The 15,759-nt window shown below is 54.9% G+C and carries 13 protein-coding genes; 7 read left to right on the top strand and 6 right to left on the bottom strand.

Annotation, left to right across the window (positions count from 1 at the left end; translation table 11 throughout):
- Positions 1 to 19 precede the first annotated feature (19 nt).
- The 4 genes from ACTF5M_RS00165 (at position 20) to ACTF5M_RS00150 (ending at position 4,330) form a co-directional block, all read left to right on the top strand.
- Entirely contained in the window at positions 20 to 2,728 is a 2,709-nt protein-coding gene (locus ACTF5M_RS00165; RefSeq protein WP_438959209.1) for a helicase-related protein, read from the top strand.
- Between the two features lie 7 nt (positions 2,729 to 2,735).
- Positions 2,736 to 3,137: an RNA-binding S4 domain-containing protein gene (locus ACTF5M_RS00160; protein WP_438959103.1), complete on the top strand. Its 402-nt coding sequence runs from the start codon at positions 2,736 to 2,738 to the stop codon at positions 3,135 to 3,137.
- Between the two features lie 51 nt (positions 3,138 to 3,188).
- A complete protein-coding gene (fdxA, locus tag ACTF5M_RS00155; protein WP_438959102.1) occupies positions 3,189 to 3,527 on the top strand; it encodes a ferredoxin FdxA in 339 nt (112 codons plus the stop codon).
- Between the two features lie 284 nt (positions 3,528 to 3,811).
- Positions 3,812 to 4,330 carry a CarD family transcriptional regulator gene (locus ACTF5M_RS00150; RefSeq protein WP_438959101.1) on the top strand — a complete coding sequence of 173 codons (519 nt, stop codon included), beginning with the start codon at positions 3,812 to 3,814 and terminating at the stop codon, positions 4,328 to 4,330.
- A gap of 20 nt (positions 4,331 to 4,350) precedes the next feature.
- Here the strand turns inward: ACTF5M_RS00150 and ACTF5M_RS00145 are convergent, their stop codons facing one another.
- Positions 4,351 to 5,115: an adenosylcobinamide-GDP ribazoletransferase gene (locus ACTF5M_RS00145; protein ID WP_438959100.1), complete on the bottom strand. Its 765-nt coding sequence runs from the start codon at positions 5,113 to 5,115 to the stop codon at positions 4,351 to 4,353.
- Positions 5,116 to 5,163: 48 nt separating this feature from the next.
- Here ACTF5M_RS00145 and cobT point away from each other — a divergent pair, with 48 nt between their 5' ends.
- On the top strand, positions 5,164 to 6,174 hold the full coding sequence (gene cobT, locus ACTF5M_RS00140) for a nicotinate-nucleotide--dimethylbenzimidazole phosphoribosyltransferase (RefSeq protein WP_438959208.1): 1,011 nt from the start codon (positions 5,164 to 5,166) through the stop codon (positions 6,172 to 6,174).
- A 2-nt stretch (positions 6,175 to 6,176) separates the two neighbouring features.
- On the opposite strand, the gene ACTF5M_RS00135 is transcribed toward cobT, so the two are convergent.
- On the bottom strand, positions 6,177 to 8,075 hold the full coding sequence (locus ACTF5M_RS00135) for a monovalent cation:proton antiporter-2 (CPA2) family protein (protein ID WP_438959099.1): 1,899 nt from the start codon (positions 8,073 to 8,075) through the stop codon (positions 6,177 to 6,179).
- A gap of 8 nt (positions 8,076 to 8,083) precedes the next feature.
- Positions 8,084 to 10,333, bottom strand: coding sequence for a hypothetical protein (locus tag ACTF5M_RS00130; RefSeq protein WP_438959098.1), 2,250 nt, complete (start codon positions 10,331 to 10,333; stop codon positions 8,084 to 8,086).
- Positions 10,334 to 10,475: 142 nt separating this feature from the next.
- Here ACTF5M_RS00130 and ACTF5M_RS00125 point away from each other — a divergent pair, with 142 nt between their 5' ends.
- Positions 10,476 to 11,180, top strand: a complete 705-nt coding sequence (locus ACTF5M_RS00125) for an SIMPL domain-containing protein (RefSeq protein WP_438959097.1) — start codon at positions 10,476 to 10,478, stop codon at positions 11,178 to 11,180.
- An 86-nt stretch (positions 11,181 to 11,266) separates the two neighbouring features.
- Here the strand turns inward: ACTF5M_RS00125 and ACTF5M_RS00120 are convergent, their stop codons facing one another.
- Positions 11,267 to 12,556, bottom strand: a complete 1,290-nt coding sequence (locus ACTF5M_RS00120; protein WP_438959096.1) for an O-acetylhomoserine aminocarboxypropyltransferase/cysteine synthase family protein — start codon at positions 12,554 to 12,556, stop codon at positions 11,267 to 11,269.
- A gap of 73 nt (positions 12,557 to 12,629) precedes the next feature.
- Between ACTF5M_RS00120 and ACTF5M_RS00115 the strand changes: the two genes are divergently transcribed.
- The gene (locus tag ACTF5M_RS00115) at positions 12,630 to 13,043 is read left to right on the top strand and encodes a VOC family protein (protein WP_438959095.1); all 414 of its coding nucleotides are present in this window, start codon (positions 12,630 to 12,632) and stop codon (positions 13,041 to 13,043) included.
- 6 nt (positions 13,044 to 13,049) lie between these two features.
- On the opposite strand, the gene ACTF5M_RS00110 is transcribed toward ACTF5M_RS00115, so the two are convergent.
- Complete coding sequence (locus tag ACTF5M_RS00110) at positions 13,050 to 14,660, bottom strand: hypothetical protein (RefSeq protein ID WP_438959094.1); 1,611 nt, start codon at positions 14,658 to 14,660, stop codon at positions 13,050 to 13,052.
- Positions 14,657 to 15,670, bottom strand: a complete 1,014-nt coding sequence (locus ACTF5M_RS00105; protein WP_438959093.1) for a hypothetical protein — start codon at positions 15,668 to 15,670, stop codon at positions 14,657 to 14,659. Before ACTF5M_RS00105 ends, ACTF5M_RS00110 begins: the two co-directional genes overlap by 4 nt.
- Between the last annotated feature and the right edge of the window lie 89 nt (positions 15,671 to 15,759).

The raw sequence follows: 15,759 nt of genomic DNA, 5'->3' as shown, positions 1-15,759 counted from the left end.
GCACTACGCGATTGAGCGCATGTTGGCGCATCGCACGGGTGTGATTGGACTTCCGCTACGTCTTTTGGCGCGCGAGGTGTATGATCGGCTTGTTAAGCTGCGCGGTCCCAATGTTGTTGCATTAATCACTGGCGAAGAACGTATTGTTCCTGATCGTGCTGCTTTTTGGGTGTGTACAGTTGAGGCGATGCCTGTGGGCATTGGCGCAGATTTTGTGGCTGTTGATGAGATACAGCTCTGTGCCGATCTGGACCGTGGGCATGTTTTCACAGATCGCTTGCTGCACGCGCGTGGCACCCGTGAGACACTCTTTATGGGTGCTGAAACAATGAAACCCGCCATTGCCGCGTTGGTGCCCAAAGTGCAATTTCTCAAGCGCGAGCGGTTTTCGGCGCTGACGTACACAGGCTCCAAAAAGATCAGCCGCATGCAAAACCGAAGTGCGATTGTCGGTTTCTCGGTCGATAACGTCTATGCCATTGCAGAGGTGCTGCGCCGGCAAAAAGGCGGTGCTGCTGTGGTCATGGGGGCGCTCAGCCCGCGGACGCGCAACGCGCAAGTTGAGCTTTATCAAAACGGCGATGTTGATTTTCTGGTGGCCACGGACGCCATCGGGATGGGGCTGAACCTTGATGTGAAACATGTCTCCTTTTCGAGCCTAACCAAATTTGACGGCCGACGCATGCGCCAACTTCAGCCTAATGAACTGGCGCAGATTGCGGGACGGGCAGGGCGTTACCTTGATAATGGTACTTTTGGCGTGACCGGTGAGGCACCCGCCCTTCACGACGAGGTGGTCGAGATGATTACCGAGTCGCGTTTTCCGCCCGTGGCCAAATTGCAGTGGCGTAATTCTGCGTTGCGATACGGCTCGATCAAATCTCTACTGGCGTCGTTGCAGGACAAGACCAACAATGACTGGCTGACGCGGGTGCGTGACGCGGATGATCTGGTGGCGCTGAAGGCGCTGTCTGGTGAGGCGGAAGTGGTTGCGCGTGCAAGCGACGGCCCTTCGGTCAAGCTCTTGTGGGACGTCTGCTGCATTCCTGACTTTCGCGGCATAAGTAACGCCGAACACGCCCACATGTTGTTGCAGATTTACACCTTTTTGCATCAATCGGGCAAAATACCCGCTGATTGGATGGCTAGACAGGTTAATCGCCTCGACCGAGTGGAAGGTGACATTGACACCGTGTCGAAACGTCTGGCTTACATTCGCACGTGGACGTATGTGGCCCAACGTAAAGGTTGGCTTGATGATAACGACCATTGGCGCGGGGAAACCCGTGTTGTAGAAGACCGCCTGTCAGATGCTCTGCACGAGCGTTTGACCCAAAGATTTGTGGATCGCCGCACCAGTGTTTTGTTGCGGCGGCTCAAGCAGAAGGAGGCCCTTGTGGCTGATATTAACGACACCGGTGAAGTCACCGTAGAGGGCCAGTTCGTGGGCCGTATTGAAGCATTCCGTTTCCAGCAGGACACAAGTGCTACCCCTGACGAGGCAAAGACCCTTCGCCAAGCAGCGCTTGCTGTTTTGGCACCTGAATTCCATCTGCGCGCAGATCGTTTTTATAATGCCCCTGACACCGAGATTGATTTTACAGAACAAGGTGGATTGATATGGGGCAGCAGTGCCGTTGGCAAGTTGGTCGCAGGAAGCGATCCGATGAAGCCCGTTGTGAAGGCATTCGTTGATGAAGAGGCAGGCCCAGATGTGGCCGCCAAAGTCCAGCGCCGCTTGCAACACTTTATTGACCGCAAGATCGCGACGCTTTTTGAGCCACTGACTAACTTGCAGGGCGATGACGCGCTCAACGGGTTGGCGAAAGGCTTTGCGTTCCGAATGGTCGAGGCCTTGGGCGTAGTGCCCCGTGGTGAGGTCGCTGACGATGTAAAAGCACTTGATCAAGAAGCACGTGGCGCGCTGCGCAAACACGGCATTCGCTTTGGCCAGTTCACCATTTTCATGCCGCTCTTGTTGAAGCCCGCACCTACGCGTTTGCGTTTGGTTTTTTGGTCTTTGGCGCAATCGCTCGATGATTTCCCGGAAGCCCCCCCCGCGGGTTTGGTCACTGTTCCAGCAGTACGCGGCCGTCCACGTGGATATCATTCAATGGCGGGCTACCGCGCAGCGGGTGAGCGCGCGATCCGCATCGATATGCTTGAGCGTTTGGCCGATATGTTGCGCGATCAAGACACCCGTGGTGGCTTTGAGGCGACGCCGGACATGCTGTCTATAACAGGTATGACTCTTGAGCAATTTGCTGATCTGATGGCCGGCCTTGGATATAAAGCCGACAAAGGTGAGCGTGTTAAGGTAAAGCAAGCTGCACCTACAGAGGCAAAGCCGAGTGAGGCTGCTGAAACTGCGGATGTGCCGTCTGAGGTTACGGCTGAAGCTAATCCGGCAGCTGAGCAGCAGGATGCACCTACTGATGAGGTGCCGGCGACTGACGCGCCAGCTGAGGAAACTGCCCCAGAAATGGAAGTGTTTTATACTTTTGCTTGGGGTGGCCGTGCCGTTGCCAAACAAGGTGCACGGGGCGGGGATCGCAATGGCGGTCAAAACCGTAACGCCAACAAAGCGCGCAAAGGCGGCAAGCCGAACGCGGGCAAAGGTGGCGATAAACAGCGCGCTCAAAAGTTCAGCGCAAAGCCCGAGAAGAAAGACAAAATCGATCCTGATAACCCCTTTGCTGCTGCGCTGATGGGGCTCAATAAAGGGTGAATAGACCGTGACTGCTGAGGGGCCAGTTCCAAGTCAACGCCTTGATAAATGGCTTTGGCACGCGCGTTTCTTCAAGACGCGCACATTGGCCGCTCGGGTTGTGTCGGAAGGAAAGGTACGCGTTGATGGTGCGCCCGTGTCAAAGCCGGCGCGCCAGATCAGCCCAGGTGTTACACTGACGTTTAGCAAAGACGATCGCGTGCGTGTTATTCACGTCCTGGGTATTGGTGACAGGCGCGGCCCTGCGCCTGAGGCCCAAGCGCTCTACGATGATCAAAGCCCCGCGCCAGCGTCAGTTAACCCTGCCGCACGTGGGGCAAATCCGCGCTTTGAGGGCGGCAAACATGGAACCGGTCGGCCGACAAAACGGGACCGGCGGCAAATGGACCGCTTTGATGGTCTTGAATGATAGCGAGTGCTGGATTAGTGAACGTTCACGCTCAGAAAACGGATTACCAATATGACCTATATCGTCACTGATAACTGTATCGCCTGCAAATACACCGACTGCGTGGAAGTCTGCCCCGTCGATTGCTTTTACGAGGGTGAGAACATGCTGGTCATTCATCCTGATGAGTGCATTGATTGTGGTGTTTGCGAGCCTGAGTGCCCCGCCGATGCGATCCGCCCTGATACGGAGCCGGAGATGGAAAAATGGGTTGAGTTTAACCGCAAGTATTCCGAAAGCTGGCCTGTGATCATCACCAAAAAGGATCAGCTTCCAGACGCAGAGGCGCTGGACGGTGTGGCCAATAAGCTTGAGACGCATTTCAGTGAACAACCGGGCGAGGGTGGTTGATTCGCCGCGCCGTTAGGTATTTATGAAGAACACACGATAGCCTCATGTTTTCATGGGGCTTTTGTGTTTTTGGCAGGTCTTTCGATAAACTCGATTTTATGATATGACCTACCTGTGTTTATGCTCGTTTCCACTACCCATCTGATCGCTTGGACCGGAATAGCGGATCGCCATAAGGCGCTTTAACACACATATTTAGCACCCTGTCACGTCGTTGCTTTGCACCGGCATGTGCAGTGGTTTTGTCGCCTTGCGGGGCGGCTTGGAACAAAGGAACAACAAGAATGAGTAAGTCTAAAAAGCTCGACTTCAGCCCCAATCAATACGTGGTGTATCCTGCACATGGCGTTGGCAAGATCGTCAACGTGGAAGAGCAAGAAGTGGCAGGCCTGACGCTCGAGCTGTTTGTTGTTGCGTTTGAGAAAGACAAAATGACCCTGCGCGTGCCAACCCACAAAGCAGTTGATGTGGGCATGCGTAGCTTGTCCACGGGTGATGAAATCGCCCACGCGATGAAGATTTTGAAGGGTAAAGCGAAAGTGAAGCGCGCAATGTGGTCACGCCGTGCGCAGGAATATGAGCAAAAGATCAACTCGGGTGATCTGATTGCGATCGCCGAAGTTGTGCGCGACTTGCACCGCAACGATGACCAGCGTGAGCAAAGCTATTCAGAGCGTCAGCTTTATGAGGCAGCTCTTGAACGCCTGACACGTGAAGTTGCCGTGGTCAGCAGCGAAGATGAGCGGCAAGCAGGCTCAAAAATTGAAGACGTATTGAACAGCCGCGCACCGGCTGCTGCATAAATTTGACCTGCTAAATGGGGTTAGCCTGCGAGTACGATCAGTAGGCTAATTTCTGTAAGTTGTTGAGTGGCACCCAGGACATCTCCTGTGGTGCCATTTATTTTGCGCATTGCAATCAACGCCACAGCGCAGGTCACCAGGCCGGCAGCGATCATCATCATGATTGGGCTCGGCGCAAAAACTACGGACACAAACATTCCGATCAGAGCGGCGGCCCCCACATGGATTGGCTCTGGCTTTCCAACGGACGCGGCCAGCCCACTGGGACGTGCGTTTGGCAGAGCATACATCAGTGCAACCATGCCAACGCGCGACAAAGCCGCAGTCGCTACCAAGAAAAGCGGGCCAAAGGTGGCAAGCGCAAGCCCAAGCGCCCCCCACCGCAAGCCTGTGCTCATGATCAACGCGAGGGTGCCGTAGCTGCCGATCTGGCTATCTTTCATGATCTCAAGGCGTCGCTCAATGGTGTAGCCGCCCCAAAATCCGTCTGCGCAATCAGCCAGCCCATCTTCGTGCAGCGCGCCGGTCATGATCATGCCGGCAGCAAGAATAAGCCCGGCGACCAACGGCACAGGCACGCCAAGCCATATCAATATGGCCGCCAAAGTTGCTTGAAGCCCACCGATGACCAGCCCCACAATGGGATATGACCATGTTGTAAAAGCTGCGCGCGCCATAGCGTGATCCGCATCAACGCGAACCGGCAGGCGTGACAGCAATCCGACCGCTGCGAGGATATCGCGCAAATCAAACAGATCAGGTTGGTTTCGTTCGTTGCCCTTCATGCTGGGATGGGTAAACAAGGGCACAACAAACTGCAATGAGGCCTGATGATGACTGTAACTTTTAACACCCTTGATGGGTTCCGTGCGCTTTTGAAAACGGCGCCCCATGCAGATCAAAAAGCCCTGTCGGAGGCTGCTGATCGTAATGGTCAGTTGACCAAGCCCCCGGGCGCGCTTGGCCGACTTGAGGATGTGGCGCTTTGGTATGCCAGCTGGCGCGGTGAGGCAGCTCCGCAAATCAGTGCTCCGCAGGTTATCATTTTTGCAGGTAACCACGGCGTAACAGCACAAGGCGTGTCCGCGTTTCCGGCTGAAGTAACCGCGCAAATGGTCATGAACTTTGAGCACGGTGGTGCTGCGATCAACCAGTTGGCCAAAACTTTTGGTGCTGCGTTGAATGTACGTGCGCTCGACCTTGATCTCCCCACGGCTGATTTCACCGAAGGCCCAGCCATGACCGAGGCCGAGGTTGTGACAGCGCTACAAACAGGTTGGAACGCCGTCGACGCAAACGCGGATGTGTTGGTGACTGGTGAAATGGGCATCGGTAACACGACATCTGCTGCGGCCATTGGCGCGGCTCTGTTTGGCGGTTCGGCCGCTGATTGGACAGGGCGTGGCACCGGTGTTGACGATGCGGGCCTTGCCAACAAGACCCGCGTAGTGGAACAGGGGCTTGCCGTAAACGCGGGACGTGACGGGCTTGAGGTTCTGCGCACATTGGGTGGGCGTGAATTAGCGGCGATGGTCGGTGCAATTGCGCGGGCGCGGTTTGAGCAGATACCGGTCATCTTGGATGGCTTTATCTGCAGTGCTGCTGCGGCGTGTTTGGAAAAGGCAGAGCCAGGCGCCCTTGATCACTGCGTAGCTGGCCATCTGAGTGCCGAAGGTGCCCATGAAAAACTGTTGGCAGGCATTGGCAAAGAGCCACTTTTGTCCCTCGGTCTTCGCCTTGGCGAAGGCTCTGGTGCAGCTTTGGCCTTGGGCGTTCTTAAAGCCGCTTTGGCGTGCCATTCTGGCATGGCGACTTTTGCCGAAGCGGGTGTCTCAGACGCGTAAATCTATTCAATGTTATCTGTTGTCGTGTGCTCTTTGAGGGGGCGCGCGGCCTCAAGGCTTTCAAGGATTGCCGTCTCAAAATCTTTGTTTAGGGCGCGGGATTTCTCAATGTAGGCCGTATTTTTCTGCACTAGTTGGCTGGGGTCCCAAAGCTCGGCCAATTCTCGCAATGCGGCACGGTCAAGTTTGTAGAACGTCTTTTGCGCCTCGGCGGCCTCAAATTCGGTCAGCCCCATGTTTTCAAGCGCGTACCGGCCCGCACGAAGCGAGCTGTCAAACATCTCACGAACAATGTCATTGGCGCCCGCTTGATAAAGCGCATACACATGAACGCGGTCATAGGCCCGCGCGATGATGTGCAAATCGGGGCGCTCTTTGCGGGCATACCTGACCAGCTTTATCGTGGCGTCTTTGTCATCAAGTGCCACAACCAAAATTTTGGCGTGCTGCAGCCCTGCTGCATGCAGTGTTTCAGGGCGGGTTGGGTCACCGAAAAAGCCTTTGAACCCAAAGGTGCGCATCAGCTGGATTGTTTGCAGATCGTTATCCAGTACGACAGTTTTGAAACCAGCCATTTGCACAAGACGGTTGATCACTTGTCCGAAACGCCCGATCCCGGCGATCAGGATGTGCCCTTGTTCCTTATCGATATCGTCGGGGTTTTGCGTGTCTTTGCTTGCATCCATAAGATGCTGGAAACGGTCATATGCGATAAAGAGCAGCGGTGTAATCAGCATCGATAGGGCTACGACAAACAGCAGCTTATCTGCCAGTTGCGTTTGCAGGACGTGTGTCTGCAGCGCAAAGCTGATCAGGACAAATCCGAATTCACCTGCTTGCGCTAAACCAAGTGTGAACAGCCATCGGTCGCGGCCTTCCACGTGAAAAATGATCGATAGCCCGTAAAGGACGGCCGCCTTTATCACCATCACGGCTAAGGTCAGTCCAATCAGACTGAAGGGGGATTTGTAGAAAGTCGCAAAATCAATACTGGCACCGACAGTGATGAAAAACAGCCCAAGCAGCAGGCCTTTGAACGGCTCCAGATCGCTTTCCAGTTCATGACGAAACTCGGAGTTGGCCAGCACTACACCCGCAAGAAAAGCGCCCAAAGCAGGTGACAGGCCAACAAGGCTCATCAAAACGGCCGTACCTACAACAAGCAAAAGCGCCAGCGCCGTGTACATCTCACGAAGGTGCGCGTGATGGATATAGCGAAACACCGGACGAACCAGATACACACCGATCAGAATGACCAAGCCAACGGCGACGATGGTTACCAAAGTGACGCCCCATCCGGGTAAGCCATCGACCAGAGACATGGAGTGATGGGCGTCTTCTTCAGGCTTCATTCGGATTGAGCCATCTAGCCCCAGAGACGGCACAAATTGCAGAGCAAGCAGTGGCAAAAACGCCAACATCGGGATGACGGCGATGTCTTGGGTTAACAAAACCGAAAAGATGTTTCGCCCACCGCCTGTTTGGGTCAATCCCTTTTCGGAAAGCGTCTGTAGAACGATGGCAGTCGACGAGAGTGAGAAGATCAGTCCAATTGCCAAAGCAGTATTCACGGGCTGGCCCAAAATCATCGCGCCGCCCATGATCAACAGCGTCGTCACACCAATTTGCAGACCGCCGAGGCCGATCAGCCTGTCACGCATATCCCAAAGGGCGCGTGGCTCAAGCTCGAGCCCAATCAGGAAGAGCATCATAACGATGCCGAACTCTGCAAAATGCTGAAGCTCTTTGGTCTCGGCGCCAACAAGCCCAAGCAGCGGGCCAATGACAATACCCGCCCCGAGGTACCCCAGAACAGAACCAAGACCCAATCGGGCAGCTAGAGGTACAGCAATCACTGCGGCTGCAAGATAAATGCTGGCTTGAAATAAAATGCTGTCCATGTCGTCTCTTAGCCGGAAGGTATTTCCAGTTTAACCTGTCTGCCGGACTTTGAATACCGCAGATCAGAGCGGCCAATTGCAGTCACACGTCCACCGTCCAAACGGTCGCCGACACTGACTTTGCGGTAGCGCCCGTTTTTCAGACGGACCAATGCATTGCGCGCATTTCGTTTGCCGGATACGCCGATCAGGTTGATCCGGTTGAAGCGGATTGCATTGCGCAGTGTTGCGTTACGCGCAACTGTTGAATTTACCGTACCATTTGGGCGCTGAGTGACGGGTGCAGCTGTTGCGGCTTGGGATGTTTGGGGCACCAAAGCGGCTGTCTGTGTTGTTTCCAAATCGCGCGGACGCAGGTTGGGCTTTGGTGATACGCGGACCGCCTGTGCAGTGCCTTGTGGGATTTGCGCCGCAGCGGTCGCCAGCGCACTTGCCACTGCAGTGTCGACTTGCGCTTGATCCAGCGGCACGAGCGATGGGTTGTTTGGGCGCGCCGCAACAACCGGTGTTGGCGCCAGATCAGAGGGGCGCAATTTTGGACGCAAGGCCGCTAGTTCAGCGCGTGAATACCCGCCCAATGTTTCACGTTCATTCGCGTCTGACAGCGATTGCGGGCGCAGCCGTGGCCTGAACGTTGCAAGCGGGTTATCGGTCTCTGCGATCTCTGGCAACGGCTCTGGAACGATAACTTCGCGCACTGGTGGGACCACGGGCGGCTGGCCTGCAAAAACAGTGATGCCATCTGGCGTTGCGGCGCCGTTTGCAGTTGGTTTCACCAGACCATTTTCGTCAAAATCGAATGTCTGCCCCGCTGCTGCTGGACTGCCGATACGCGGCACCGGTGCGTCTTGGCGCAGTAGCCGCTCTGACGGCAGTGCGACGGCGTCAGAGAAATTGGTAAGCGGGTCGAGCGAAGCAAAGTAAGTTGCCTCAAGGTCTGGGGCGGGCAAAAGAGCCGCCGGCTCTACACCACGCTGCCAGATGCCTGAACGCTCAAACAACGCCTGCGCGTCGTTGACGGTCATGGTTTCGACGGGTGCAGGTAACACCCGGCGCACGCTCAACCTGTCGGGATCAAGCGGTTCAACGGGTAGGGTGGCGATACCTTCGAAATCTTCGCTTGCCGCATCGTCGATTTCATCGGCGGTCGGGAAAGCGGAGAATGGTCCGGGAAGTAGGCCGTTTTCGTCACGCTGGGGGCCCTGCTCATCAGGAGCGGGGACACTGTCGGAGGGTGCTGCTATCTGTGTCGCGCTTTGCTTATCTCCGAACATCCAAGAGATTGCCGAGTTTTCGGAATTGCCCCAAATTAGTGCCGCCGCAAACAAGGCGGCCAACAAAACACCTTTGAGGATCAGCCCCAGAAAGCGTGATTTGCTCGGCGTGTCTGCTGTTTTGCGGGCACTGGAAAACGTAAGCGCTTCGGCTTCGGGCAGGTCTGTTGTCTCGGCTAGCGGCTGCGTTGAGGGGGCAAGGCTGGCCTTTTGCGGCAACGGCGTTTCAGTTTGGCTTAGCGGTGGCGTTGCGTCCTCCGGGGTTGCCTTCGTTGCTGCGCCCAAAGCAGGCGCGGCCCCAAGTTGATCTGTTGGGACAGTCCGGCGGGTAAAAAATTTTACAGGCGCATCTGATGTGCCTTTTTCGGGCTTCTGCGTTGGTTCAAGTGATGGCAGCGGCTCGCTTTGCGGCGCGTCTTCCCAAGGTCCGATGTTGGTGGCCAGACCCGTTTCCCGGTCAATGCGTTGTTGCGCATCCAGCAGATTAGCGGCGGCTTTCACGGTGCCAAAATAGGGTTCTATGCTAAGATCGGCTGTCCCTAAGTTACCGGTTTCTGGTAGCCCGACAAAGCAAATGGGGTTCAGCCCGTATTGGGTTGCAAATGCTTCTGCCTCGGTCAGGGTTTCAACAGCGACGGCGGCGATGTTGGTCGTGGTGCCGGTTGTGGTCCAATCATACCGCAACTCATTAATGGGATAGGGAGTTTGCCCTTCCAAAGCCTGTGCGCAGGCGGTTTGCCCAGCACTAATTTTTTCCGGAACGGCATCTATTTCAAGAAAACGAATTTGATCGTTGGGGATGATGAGTTTGCTGCGCATCGGTGCGCCCAAGATGGCTTCGGCGCGCAGGCGCAACGCCTCAAGCGATCCGGTCAGGTCCGGGTCATCAAGTGGAACTTGGCCGATGCTGCGCCAACCGTCATCGGCCTTCAGCAGGGCCGTTATTCCGTCAACGCTTAGCGAGATGGCAGCATTTGGAAACATACGGAATGAGGCCTTTTAAACAGTGTACGCCACAGATTTACCGTGTCTGTCCCCCAAGGGAAAGGAAAAGCCAAGCATTAGGCGGCAGTTTGCGTCATAGTTGGTAAAGTAATTGGTCGCTTTGGTGAAAACGAGGTTGGTAATGGGACGAGTGATAGATGTTTGCGCCGCGTTGGTGCTTTGTGCGTTTGGGGTTGTAGCGCCTGTATCCGCGCAAGAGTTGATGACGGGCGCTGATGATCAAAGAACAATCACAGTTAGCGGGCAGGGGCACGTTAGTGCTGTGCCTGATATGGCAGAGATCAGCGTGGGCGTGTTGGGACGGGCGATAAACGCGCGAGATGCATTCGGCACTGTGAGCAACACCATGCAAGCGGTATTGGGGCGCATTGCCGATTTGGGGATTGAGCCGCGCGATATTCAAACCCGTGATTTACGTGTGCAGCCTGAGTATGCACGTGAGCCGTCTGCCACGCGCGAGATCATCGGTTATATGGCGCGCAATACTGCTGTGGTGCTCGTCAGAAACACCGGTCTTCTGGGCGCTATGATAGATGCAGCTATGGGCGCAGAGGCGAATGAGTTTTTCGGCATTCAATTTTCACTTCAAAACCCAAAGCCGCTCGAAGACCAAGCGCGGATTGAGGCGGTCATGCAGGCCCGTTCCAAAGCGCGCGTTTATGCTGAAGCTGCGGGTGTGACATTGGGTGCGGTATTGTCGATCCGCGAGGGCGGCACGTCTGTGCAAAGACCAAACCAATTTGCACTTGCGCGCAGTGCTGAAGCAATTGCCACGGGTGAGGTCGGGGTGTCAGCGGGCGTAACGTTGGTCTTCGCCATTGAGTAGGTCGCTCGTTCGGTATGAGATGAAGGACATAAAAAAGCCTCCGCCGGCGATGTGCAGGCGGAGGCTTTAGGTAGTTTCGACTGCGATTACGCGCTGGATTTGCTCAAGGCCTGATCCAGATCGGCGATCAGGTCATTCACATCTTCAAGGCCGATTGATACGCGCACCACATTTGGCCCTGCGCCAGCGGCCTCTTGCTGTTCAGCGGTAAGCTGGCGGTGGGTTGTACTGGCTGAGTGGATGATCAAGCTGCGTGTGTCGCCGAGGTTGGCCACGTGGCTGAAAATCTCGAGGCTATCGACCAGCTTAACGCAGGCCTCATAGCCACCCTTGACCGCAAAAGTGAACAGCGCGCTGGCACCCTTGGGGCAAATCTTTGATACCAAATGGTTATACGGTGATGACTTCAAACCGGCGTAGGTGACGTAGTCGACGCGGTCATCTGCCTCAAGCCATTGCGCGATTTTCTCCGCGTTGGCGACGTGACGGTCCATACGAAGCGAGAGGGTCTCTGTGCCCATCAACGTGTAGTGCGCAGCTTGGGGGTTCATGGTCATGCCAAGGTCGCGCAAACCAATCGCGATACCGTGGAAGGTGAATGCCATTGGGCCAAATGTGTCGGCAAAAATTGTGCCGTGATATGCGGGTTCCGGCTGGCTGAGTGATGGGAATTTGTCATTCGCTTTCCAGTCAAACTTGCCGCTGTCTACAACGCACCCGCCTGTGACTGAGCCGTTACCTGTAAGGTATTTTGTGGTCGAGTGCACAACCAACGTCGCGCCATGCTCAATTGGGCGGCACAGGTAGGGGGTTGCGGTTGTGTTGTCCACGATCAACGGAATACCGGCTGCATCTGACACCGCCGAGATGGCGTCGAGATCTGTGATGTGACCACCGGGGTTGGCGACGGCCTCGCAGAAAACCGCACGTGTGTCTTCATCGATTGCGGCTGCAACGGCTTTGGGATCATCAAAGTCAACAAATTTGGCGGACCAGCCAAAGCGTTTGATTGTCTGGCTGAACTGGGTGACCGTGCCGCCGTAAAGACGTGTTGATACGACAACATTGCGCCCAGGCTGCATGATCGGGAACAGCGCCATGATTTGTGCTGCGTGACCAGACGAGCAGCACACCGCGCCGACGCCGCCTTCCAGCGTCGCTATGCGTTCTTGCAATACTGCCACTGTCGGGTTCGTCAGTCGCGAGTAGATGTAGCCCACTTCTTCAAGGTTGAAGAGTTTCGCCGCGTGATCTGCGTCGCGGAAAACATATGCAGTGCTTTGGTAGATTGGTGTGTTGCGCGCACCTGTTGCGGGATCTGGGCGGGCGCCTGCGTGGATTTGCAGGGTATCAAAGCCGTAGGTCGTGTCAGTCATGGGGTCGTCCCTTTCTCTTTACGTTGAGACAATAGCTACGCTACGAAGGCGGCAGGCTCAACAGGAGGACGCTATGCTGTGCCCATTTCATTTGGCCATAAATGTGCATGATCTTGACGAGGCGCGTTCGTTTTACGGTGGTGTGCTTGGCTGTACTGAAGGGCGCTCTACACAGACATGGGTCGATTATGACTTCTTTGGCCATCAGCTAAGCCTGCATCTTGGCCCGATTTTGAAAACGGAAAACACTGGGCACGTTGGCGAACATCTTGTCCCGATGCCACATTTTGGTCTGGCGCTTCCTCTGACTGATTGGACCGCACTGGCGGGACGACTTGAGGAGGTCGCGACCGATTTTGTGCTGTCGCCTCAGGTTCGTTTTAAAGGAGAGCCGGGCGAGCAATGGACGATGTTTTTCCGTGACCCAAGCGGAAATCCGATCGAGGTAAAGGGCTTTCCTGAAATGAGTGGCGTTTTCGCCAGCTAAGCGCGCTTACGATGGTTTCGGACAGGTCCGCGTATAGTAATGCAGCCAAGGTCCAGCGGTCTCTAACGTCGTGTTGTAAAGCCCTAAGACCGGTGTGGTATCAATTTCATGAGTGACCAGTTGGTAACATTCAGAAAACTCAGGCTCGTCCACAAGCTCAAAATCCATTCGAAACACAGGAGTTTGCGCGGTGAAGTCAGTTGCAGGGCCATAAACAATGATGTCGGGCGCGCGGCGCAAAACATATTGAGCATCGCCTTTTGCGTGCGCAGGAATTTCTTGCGCAAACCCAAGGGGCGGGCCAACGGGATGCTTGGCGATATGCGCGTCATTTAAGCCAAGCGTGTCGATAAACGTATGGTGTGCTGCGATAAATGGCGTGGCACCAGCGGTAGCCACAGCAATTGTGAGTGGCTCGGGATATTTGTTGGCTAAATGCTTTCCCATGATGGCGCCAAAAACAGCAGCATTATCTGCGTGAAGCCGCTCAAGCATAGCTGCGGTTAGGGCACTCGCTGCAATCAACGCGACCGCCGTGGCCGTGCGCATTATTGGTGTCATCATGGCCATGATTGAGACAGCGATGATGACCAAGAGCGGCGTGAGGGGCACGAAGAACCGCGCGTTTGGCATATGATCACCACCGGCCCATGTGATGTAGCAAAGCGAAATTAGGGCCAGGAGAGATGCCGCCAAAAAAGCACGCTTTGCTTCGGGGTTGTCAGTTGAGCGCAGCAAAAGCGCACCGACAGGTAGCAAGAATAATGCGGGCAGCAGAGGCAGGCTTTGGCGCATATATTCCAACCCAAGCATCAAACGCGTGCCTGTAGAAACGCCGACTTTGGCATAAAACGTAAGGGGGAGGAGTTCGCCGTAAATTGCGTGTCGCGCAATAATATGCCCGCATAGGATCAGCGCTGATACGCTGCCGATTGTGACAAAGTGAACAATCCGTCTGCGAGTGGGCAAATTTGCAAACGCCAACAAAGCCAACCCCATCGCAAAATTGCCGATTAATGCATCCGGACGGGCAAGATAAGCAGCGGCAAACAGTCCCGAGGCTGCCAGTGATAACAGCAGGTTGTCATCGCCTTGCAATACTCGGAACGCCAAAACGTAGGCGCCCGCCACCAGTGCCGCCACAAGCACCGGCTCCAACCCGCCAAACACCCACGTGAGAACTGGCGCGCTGATCACGGCGCACATCGCGGCTAATTTTGAACCCATTGGCAGGGCAAAGCTTTGCGCCAATCTCCAAGCGATCACAACAAGGATTAAAAATGCTGTGGCGTTAATAAATTGTGCGGCCAACATAGGGCCGATACCGGCCATGATGAGCGGGGTCACCAACAAGATGTGCAACAAGTTGGTGTATCCTTCGGCGTATTCGCCCAAGTTCCAGACCAGTTGGCCGTGCTCTGCCAAATTGCGTGCATATCTAAGTGAGATCAGCGCGTCATCGTGAAAAAAGCTACGTATTTTCCAAAGCAAAATCGCAAAGATGGTGAGCAGGGCGATAATTGCGGTCGTTGAATAAGTAATGCCGAAACCACGGACCGTTTTGATTGCCGCGTCGCTGGAATTTGTGGGTGGCTGTGGCGTTTCAGACGCGCTCATCGCATCCAAAACCCTTCACGTTTGAGCGTGTTGCGGATGGCTTGCTCGCGGCGGGGTAGATCATTTCGGTCAAATAAGGCGCGGGCTTTCTGGCCGCGTCCTTGGTAAATCATGCGCAACATTGGCTCGTACTCTTTAAGGACTTTTTTGATTTTGTTGGGAGCGGTTATCGCTTCAAGCGTTTCAACGACATGGTCGTTCTCACGCGCATAGAGCAGGGGAAGCAGCCGGTAATGGCAACTTGTCTTTCCGTCGAGAAATCCCGTTGGCAATGCGTCGCGCTTGCTTCCAAGACTGTGGATCACAAGAGGCAGGGCGACCTGATCAAGCCATGGGTCGAGTTCTTGCAAAACCAGCTCGTCGGGGCGGTCATCGCGAATAGCTAAGGCATACTCTAAAAACTGTTCACCGAATATTTTGGGACATTTATAATAGAAAAAGCCCGCGTTGAAATAAAGATGCCGCCGCCAGAACTCGGCCGGCTCATTCAGATCAAGGCTGCTTTCGTAATCAAGCCCGAACTTGTCATAAAGGGATTTCCAAGTGGCCGTATAGCCTGGCCAGTACAAATCTTCTTTAGGCCAAGTGCCAGTAACGCGGGCTAATGCAGACGGCACGTCGAAATCAAATGGCACATCGGTCAGCTCACCTGTGATTGATGTGTCAGTGTCAAAAAAGACAAAGGGCTCGCCGGCGGGCAAAATGCTAAGCGCCTCAATTTTGTTTTCGTAGGGATAAGTCTGCCCAAAGTGCTTGCTCTCAAACGGAATAATTTCTGCGCGGAGGTTCAAAAGGAGGGCTCTAACCTCAGACGAGTTGATGGTGGGGTCTTTACGCCACAACGCCCCTACTTGGGGTTCGGCCACAATCAATTGTCCGGAAAACTTTGGGCTTTTTGCCCGCAATGAGGCCACGAAAACAATGGCTTCATACATCAGCCTTCCATTTTGACCGCCGATCACGATGTTGAAATCAGCGCGAGGCTGCTGGTTATGTGTGCGCGGGGCCATGTATGCTGATCTTTGTCAGGTTTGCTCAGCGAGACGATATTGAGGCTTTATCAAAATATCATTCAGAAATATCGATTGATATTAATGAC

Source organism: Nereida sp. (genome assembly GCF_965655635.1).
GTDB lineage: Bacteria > Pseudomonadota > Alphaproteobacteria > Rhodobacterales > Rhodobacteraceae > Nereida.
Note: the sequence above shows the minus strand (reverse complement) of the source record. Positions and strands in the feature narration are given on the sequence as shown.

Excerpts from the sequence above, each read along its gene's own strand:
- ACTF5M_RS00165 (WP_438959209.1), top strand. The coding sequence starts at position 20 with ATGTTGGCGCATCGCACGGGTGTGATTGGACTTCCGCTACGTCTTTTG.
- fdxA (WP_438959102.1), top strand. The coding sequence starts at position 3,189 with ATGACCTATATCGTCACTGATAACTGTATCGCCTGCAAATACACCGAC.
- ACTF5M_RS00150 (WP_438959101.1), top strand. The coding sequence starts at position 3,812 with ATGAGTAAGTCTAAAAAGCTCGACTTCAGCCCCAATCAATACGTGGTG.
- ACTF5M_RS00145 (WP_438959100.1), bottom strand. The coding sequence starts at position 5,115 with ATGAAGGGCAACGAACGAAACCAACCTGATCTGTTTGATTTGCGCGAT.
- cobT (WP_438959208.1), top strand. The coding sequence starts at position 5,164 with ATGACTGTAACTTTTAACACCCTTGATGGGTTCCGTGCGCTTTTGAAA.
- ACTF5M_RS00135 (WP_438959099.1), bottom strand. The coding sequence starts at position 8,075 with ATGGACAGCATTTTATTTCAAGCCAGCATTTATCTTGCAGCCGCAGTG.
- ACTF5M_RS00130 (WP_438959098.1), bottom strand. The coding sequence starts at position 10,333 with ATGTTTCCAAATGCTGCCATCTCGCTAAGCGTTGACGGAATAACGGCC.
- ACTF5M_RS00125 (WP_438959097.1), top strand. The coding sequence starts at position 10,476 with ATGGGACGAGTGATAGATGTTTGCGCCGCGTTGGTGCTTTGTGCGTTT.
- ACTF5M_RS00120 (WP_438959096.1), bottom strand. The coding sequence starts at position 12,556 with ATGACTGACACGACCTACGGCTTTGATACCCTGCAAATCCACGCAGGC.
- ACTF5M_RS00115 (WP_438959095.1), top strand. The coding sequence starts at position 12,630 with ATGCTGTGCCCATTTCATTTGGCCATAAATGTGCATGATCTTGACGAG.
- ACTF5M_RS00110 (WP_438959094.1), bottom strand. The coding sequence starts at position 14,660 with ATGAGCGCGTCTGAAACGCCACAGCCACCCACAAATTCCAGCGACGCG.
- ACTF5M_RS00105 (WP_438959093.1), bottom strand. The coding sequence starts at position 15,670 with ATGGCCCCGCGCACACATAACCAGCAGCCTCGCGCTGATTTCAACATC.